General features: G+C 60.5%; 1 protein-coding gene. It reads left to right on the top strand.

The genetic code is table 11. The features are described from left to right. Positions 1-56 precede the first annotated feature (56 nt). Positions 57-1,498 (top strand): IS66 family transposase (tnpC, locus tag PQR08_RS38505; protein WP_408164459.1); only part of this gene is annotated, 1,442 nt, incomplete at its 3' end.

Genomic DNA, 1,498 nt, shown 5'->3' with positions numbered 1-1,498 from the left:
GACTAGGTAAACTGTTTCGCTTCACCGATGTACGGGGTTCTGGCAGACTGGTCTGCATGAAACTGCCCGCCGATCTCGACGCCCTCAGTACCGAACAGATACGCGAACTGAACGCGAAGCTGATGGCCGAAATCGCCGAGAAAGAAAGAGAGTTGCAGTACCGGCAAACACGTATCGACCAGCTTACGCACGAACTCTCGGTCATCAAACGGCAGCAGTTCGGCAGGCGCAGTGAGCAGCTCAACAAGGAGCAACTGAGCCTGCTCGAGGAAGCGCTCGATGCGGATCTGGCGGCGATCGGGCTTGAGCTGCAGGGGCTGAAGTCCGGCGAGCGGGCTGGTAACCCACGTCAACAGCCAAAGCGGGCACCGCTTCCTCCCGAGCTGCCACGTACCGACATTCATCACGAGCCGGATAGCACGATCTGTACGTGCGGCTGCGAACGCGTTCGTATCGGCGAGGACATCAGCGAAAAGCTGGATTACACGCCCGGCGTGTTCACGGTAGAGCGGCATATCCGGGGAAAATGGGCGTGCAAGGCATGCGAGACGCTGGTGCAGGCTGCGGTGCCGCCTCATGTGATCGACAAGGGTATCCCGACCACCGGCCTGCTCGCCCAGGTGCTGGTCGCCAAGTACAGCGATCACCTGCCGTTGTATCGACAGGAGCGCATCTTTGCGCGGGCGGGTCTGGCAATCGCGCAATCGACGCTCGGCGCCTGGGTTGGCGAGTGTGGCGTGCGCCTGCAGCCCCTGGTCGATGCACTTCGCGAAGAAGTGTTGCAGCAGGCGGTACTGCATGCCGACGAGACGCCGGTAAAGATGCTTGCGCCGGGAAAGGGCAAGACCCATCGAGCCTATCTGTGGGCGTACAGTACCACGCAGTTCTCCGATCTGAAGGCTGTGATCTACGACTTCGCCGAGAGCCGCGCTGGCGAACATGCACGCGCATTTCTAGGCGAGTGGCGCGGCAAGCTGACGTGTGACGACTATGGAGGCTATAAGGCCAGCTTCCAGAGCGGCGTGACGGAAACGGGGTGCCTAGCCCATGCGCGTCGTAAATTCTTTGATTTACACGTCAAGCACCAGAGCGAGCTGGCCGAGCCCGCGCTGCGATACTTCGGCGCGTTGTATGAAATCGAACGCGACGTCGCGGAACTCGAGCCCGATAGAAGACGTCTTGTGCGTCAAGAGCGGGCTCGCCCCATCGCCGACGAGCTTCATGCATGGTTGCTCACGCAACGGCAGCGTGTGCCGGACGGATCCGGGATCGCCGCAGCACTCGACTACAGCCTCAAACGTTGGGAAGCGCTTACGCGCTATCTGGATGACGGGCATGTGCCTGCGGATAACAACTGGGTCGAAAATCAAATACGGCCATGGGCCTTGGGAAGGTCGAACTGGTTGTTCGCAGGCTCTCTGCGTGCCGGAAAACGCGCGGCCGCGATCATGACATTGATCCGCTCTGCACAACTGAACGCGCATGATCCGCTGGCTTA

Source organism: Caballeronia jiangsuensis (genome assembly GCF_046030135.1).
GTDB classification, from domain to species: Bacteria; Pseudomonadota; Gammaproteobacteria; order Burkholderiales; family Burkholderiaceae; genus Caballeronia; species Caballeronia jiangsuensis.
The sequence above is the reverse complement of the archived record's forward strand: the minus strand, read 5'-3'. Positions and strand labels throughout refer to the sequence as shown.